The organism is Corynebacterium sp. HMSC06D04 (assembly GCF_001807315.1).
In the GTDB taxonomy this organism is placed as follows: domain Bacteria; phylum Actinomycetota; class Actinomycetes; order Mycobacteriales; family Mycobacteriaceae; genus Corynebacterium; species Corynebacterium simulans.
Genome location: NZ_KV788551.1, coordinates 1 through 4,387, shown reverse-complemented (window position 1 = coordinate 4,387; position 4,387 = coordinate 1). Strand labels below are relative to the sequence as shown.

4 protein-coding genes and 1 pseudogene are annotated in these 4,387 nt (G+C 56.4%); 2 read left to right on the top strand and 3 right to left on the bottom strand.

The features are described 5' to 3' along the window. Positions 1-1,057: pseudogene (locus HMPREF3155_RS08595) on the bottom strand (IS1249 family transposase); the annotation flags it as partial. A 114-nt stretch (positions 1,058-1,171) separates the two neighbouring features. On the opposite strand from HMPREF3155_RS08595, the gene HMPREF3155_RS08590 reads away from it, so the two are divergent. Next, positions 1,172-2,515 (top strand): IS256 family transposase, encoded by a 1,344-nt coding sequence (locus HMPREF3155_RS08590; protein ID WP_062035649.1) that lies wholly within the window; start codon positions 1,172-1,174, stop codon positions 2,513-2,515. Between the two features lie 94 nt (positions 2,516-2,609). Beyond that, positions 2,610-2,909 (top strand): hypothetical protein, encoded by a 300-nt coding sequence (locus HMPREF3155_RS08585; protein ID WP_141740993.1) that lies wholly within the window; start codon positions 2,610-2,612, stop codon positions 2,907-2,909. A 186-nt stretch (positions 2,910-3,095) separates the two neighbouring features. Here the strand turns inward: HMPREF3155_RS08585 and HMPREF3155_RS08580 are convergent, their stop codons facing one another. Then, positions 3,096-3,278 (bottom strand): hypothetical protein, encoded by a 183-nt coding sequence (locus tag HMPREF3155_RS08580; protein ID WP_005324624.1) that lies wholly within the window; start codon positions 3,276-3,278, stop codon positions 3,096-3,098. Between the two features lie 30 nt (positions 3,279-3,308). Continuing rightward, on the bottom strand, positions 3,309-4,199 hold the full coding sequence (locus tag HMPREF3155_RS08575; protein ID WP_005328806.1) for a cation diffusion facilitator family transporter: 891 nt from the start codon (positions 4,197-4,199) through the stop codon (positions 3,309-3,311). Positions 4,200-4,387: the final 188 nt, after the last annotated feature.

Below are 4,387 nucleotides of genomic sequence, written 5' to 3'. Positions count from 1 at the left end.
CCCGACGTGTCTACTTTCCGGGGGTCAGGCCCGATGACTTTGGCGAGTTGATCTTGGCCATAATTGCACTGCCTGGCGATATTTAGCGGATCGTCAGGCAGTTGCTTTTTGGTGTGGAGGTACCACTCGAGCATTTTTCGTTGGCGTTCCCCTGACCTGCCTCGGTGCGCATCGGCGATGCGTTTGAGCTGGGCGTTTATGCCGCCTTCAAGACTGTTTGTCGTTGAAGCCCAGCGTTTAGGATCAAGCGCATTCGGTGGTGGCTTAAGGTAAGTAAACAACCAATTGTTGCGCGATAGGTGCAGCAGTGAGTTGTAGGCTTTGCGTATTCGCAGATGAGTCCATTCCCACTGGTTATTGAGTGTTCGGCGTTCTTTTGGCACGGGTGTTTTCTCGTTGAGGAATGTTTTGAATACCTGACCGAAGTCGTGCAGACGTAGCGTCCACTCCCGTGCCTGTTCGAGTGTGGTGACACGGGTTAGTTTCAGCGCCAGTGCGTAGATGGTTTTGCCGGCGTCGGTGCGCGGCCGTGAGTGGTGTAGCGGCGGATGACGCGTTGTGCATGGACGAGACAACGCTGAATCATCGCGTTTGGCCAGCAGGCTTTAATCGCGGTGAGTGCGCCTTGTCCGCCGTCGAGGACGACGCAGAGTGGTTCGGCGATTTTGCGAAGTAGCTGCGTGTATGCGTGGGCTGTTTCGTGTTTGGTCCAGTGCCATGCAATGACGTGGTCGCGGCTGGCTGCCACAAGTAGGCAGCCAGCCGCGGTGTAGGTGCCGTCGATGAAGATCTGATCGTAGACGCGCTGCGGGGCACCGTCGTTGGGGACGTCGATGAGCCAAAACGGTTCGAATCGGCGATCAAGTGTCCAACGACTCACCCTTTGTTGCCCGGCGAGTTCAGACAACGTCGCTGTGGAGGTGACATAGGAGATGAAGGCTTTGAAGTCGCAGGCCTGCGTGAGATCGGTGCGAGTTCGTGTCGTGGAGCTGCCGCAGTTCGGGTCTTTGCACCGCCACCTGGTTGTGCCTTTGGATGTGGTTCCGTTTTTCTTCATTTGCCCAGCACATACCGGGCATCGTGGCCTGTTTTTACTCACCCGGAAAGCACACCAGAGAGTGTCTGATGGTTTGTGTGTGGGTACCTAACCCGCATAAGGAGATGGACCAGAATGACTACTGTGGCGAGACGAGATCCGGCTAATAAGGCCAAGATTGATGCGATTGAAAAGAAGCTGCTTGCTAACCCTGACATCGCGAAACTGATTGATGACCTAGGCACGTCCACAACGGATGCCAACGACCTAGTTCGCGGCATGTTACAAGCCTCGATTACCAGGGGACTCAACGCTGAAATGGATGCCCACCTGGGCTACGAGTCTGGCGACAGGAGCGCTAAAGCTGCAGCTAGAACAGACAATTACCGCAACGGGTCGTATCCAAAGACCGTGGATTCTAACTACGGGCCAGTCACCGTTGATGTCCCTCGGGATCGGGCTGGAACATTCTTGCCGACTATGGTCCCTAAAGGTTCTAGGCGCTTGACTGATGTCGATGACATGATCGTCAGCTTGTACGCCGGTGGGATGACAATTAGGGACATCCAGCACCATATGGCAACGTCGATGCGTGTCGATATTTCCCATGAGACGATTTCTGCGGTTACTGACGCCGTGCTCGATGAGGTCATGGTCTGGCAAAACCGCCAGCTAGACGAGTTCTACCCCGTGGTTTTCCTGGACGCGTTGCGCATTAAAGTCCGCGACGACGGCCGAGTAGTCAACAAATCTGCGTACATGGCAATCGGCGTGGATCTCAACGGTATTAAGCACATTTTAGGATTGTGGATTGCCAAGGAAGAAGGCGCTTCATTCTGGGCGCAGGTATGCGCCAACCTTTCTAACCGTGGGGTCAAGGACGTCTTTATCGTCTGCTGTGACGGGCTGAAAGGCCTGCCAGAGGCAGTTGAGGCAACCTGGCCGAACTCTATGGTGCAAACCTGTATCGTGCACCTGATTCGCGCCGCTAACCGGTGGGTAGCCTACGGGGATCGCCGGGGCGTATCAGCCGCGTTGAAAAAGATTTACACTGCCACGGACGAGCCCACAGCACAGGTTGCTTTAGACGAATTTGAAGCCTCCGAGCTGGGTGAGAAATATCCCCGCTCAGTCAAGGTCTGGCGTGATGCGTGGGCGCGTTTCGTACCGTTTCTGCAGTTCCCACCAGCAGCCAGAAAGGTAATCTATACGACGAACTCCATTGAGTCGTTTAACAATGAACTGCGTAAAGCTACCCGCAACAGGGTGCAGTTCACCAACGATGAATCAGCGATAAAGACGCTGTGGTTGATGACCTGCAACATCGAAGACAAACGAGCCGCAAAGAGGGCAAAGCAAGGCAAACGAGTCTCAGCGACAGCCGGCAGACTCATGGAAGGAGCCCGAGTTTCCGGCTGGAAACAAGCCATCAACCAAATGGCCGTTGCCTACCCCGACCGCTTCGACAAATACCTATAAACCTAGCCCCACACACAAACAACTTGACACCCTCCGAACAAGCAAGCATTGATAGATGCAGGTCTGCACTACATTTTGTCGGTGAAACCCCACCGTGCCTGAGGTGATTGAAACCTGGCGGCGGGAAATCCCTGGTGAAGCCTACGCCCACGGCCAGATCTGGACACAAGCCTCGGCAAGCGATGCGCGCAAACACACAACCCCGAATACGGTGACCCACTTCCAGTACTCCTATGATCGGGCCAGACGCGGCCTGCGCGGAATCAAAGAGCAAGTCGCAAAAGCCAAACGCGCTGTTGACGGCGAAATCGCCATTAAGCGCAACCGCTATTTCGATCTTTCCACCCCGAACAAGAAGGTCAACTACGCTCTCGCTGCAAACACCGAGCCCTAGCCGGAATTAAAGGCTATGAAACCGACCTGACCGCTCTTCCCGCCCAGGAGGTTATCAGGCATTACCGCAGGCTATTCCACATTGAAAATGTCGTATCGGATGTCGAAATCAGACCTGAAAGCACGCCCAATCTATGCGAGGAAACAAAACTCGATCACAGCACATCTCAATATTGTGATGGCAGCACTAGCCGTGACCCACCTGATGGAGACCCGCAGTGGTCACTTCATCAAACGCCTCGTGAGAACACTCAAGAAATACCGCAGCTTTCAACTCGTCGTTGGCGGCGAAACCATTCACGCCGCCGTACCATTCCCGCCCGACCTCACTGCCACCATCCAAGTAATCACCGGCCGCGAACTTCCGCACAAAATTGGCCTAAGTCAGGTTAGAAGGGAATCAGCACACCGTCTCGTGGGATTCGTGCTCTGGGTGCTCAATCTGGATGGTGGAGTGCTCGATACCGTGTTCGCGCAGGGCCTGCTGGGCGGCATCCAACAGCGGGCCGGTGCCGACGGTGCCGTCGCGCACGATATGCACGGTCGTGAGCACGTTCACGCCGTCCAGGCTCCACAGGTGCAGGTCGTGGATGTCAGCAACGCCCTCGACCTGCCGCAGCGCGGGCTCGATCGCACTGGCGTCGAAGTCCGCCGGGACTTGCTCGAGCAGCACGCTCGCCGAAAGCCGCATGAGCTGCCAGGCGCGCGGCAGCACCATCGCCGCGATCGCTAGGGAGGCGATCACGTCCGCCGCCACAAACCCCGTGGTCAGTACCACGATGCCGGCCACGATTACTGCGACCGAGCCGAGCATATCCACTAACACGTGCAAGAACGCGCCCTCCACGTTGATCGAGGATTTGCGGTGCCGGTGCAGAACCCACGCCGATAGCGCATTCGCCACCAGGCCGATCACCGCGATGATCAGCATCGTTTTTCCCTGCACTTCGGCCGGGCTCTGCAGGCGGCGCACCGCCTCGACGACAATCCACACCGAGATCGCCAGCACCATCACTGCGTTCGCCAGTGCAGCAAGCACCTCCACTCGTCGGTAGCCGTACGTGGCCTGAGCCGATGCTTGTCGGCGCCCAACCAACACCGCTAACACCGCGATGATCAACCCCGCAGCGTCGGAAAGCATGTGCATCGCATCCGCCATCAGCGCCATCGAACCCGCCAACCAGCCGCCGATCAGCTCCGCGAAGAAGACGGTGCCGGTAATGCCTAGCGCAATCAAGAGTGCGCGCAGCGGCGTGCTGGAGTGATCGTGGTCGTGGTGCTCGTGTGCCATGCACTCAGCCTATCCCCGTCGACGCTTATTGACAATTAAATGAAAATGGATGGCGGTAAGCGCAGCCACTGAGGCCAAGTCGGCCTGATTTAGGTCATTGTGCAGTTGTCCTTTGAATGTGTAGAGAAGCTGAAACATGAACAACCAAAAAGTAGGGTTAAGTAGCAGAATGTGTGTCCGTTCGGCGT